This window comes from Saccharothrix mutabilis subsp. mutabilis, assembly GCF_039521145.1.
In the GTDB taxonomy this organism is placed as follows: Bacteria; Actinomycetota; Actinomycetes; order Mycobacteriales; family Pseudonocardiaceae; genus Actinosynnema; species Actinosynnema mutabilis.
This window is the reverse complement of sequence record NZ_BAAABU010000089.1, coordinates 1-511: the sequence shown is the minus strand read 5'-3', so window position 1 is coordinate 511 and position 511 is coordinate 1. Positions and strand designations below refer to the sequence as shown.

The following is a 511-nucleotide window of genomic DNA, read 5'->3' as shown; positions in this document are numbered from 1 at the left end:
AAAAGGCAAAGGTATTATTTTTTTTCCTTGTCAACAATCCCACAAATATGGTATTTTGCAATCTCGTTGTTTTTTTGGAATATTCTTTTGCTTGTATCATTATTTTTTGTAACTTTGCCGAAAGAAATTAAAAAGGCAGCAATATGAAATATCCTATCGGAATACAAGACTTCGAAAAAATCATAGAGGGTGGATATGTATATCTTGATAAGACGTCATTGGTCTATGACTTAGTGACTAATGGTAAAATATACTTACTGTATCGTCCTAGACGATTCGGAAAGTCGTTGCTCGTATCTACCTTGAAATGCTATTTCGAGGGAAAGAAGGAACTTTTTAAAGGACTTTCCATCGACAAGCTGGAGAAGGAGTGGAAGCAATATCCTGTGTTTCATCTCGATTTCAATGGTAATAATTTCACTAATCCTGGAGAACTTGAGGTCATATTAGAAAACTTTGTTGCATCGCAAGAGATGATATATGGTAAAAGTCCTTTCAGGGATTCCTTAGG

The 511-nt window shown here is 34.8% G+C and carries 1 protein-coding gene; it reads left to right on the top strand.

Going from position 1 to position 511, the window contains the following annotated elements:
- Positions 1 to 143: 143 nt before the first annotated feature.
- Positions 144 to 511, top strand: a 368-nt coding sequence (locus ABD126_RS38710) for an AAA family ATPase (RefSeq protein ID WP_343944881.1), incomplete at its 3' end; no start/stop codon positions are given.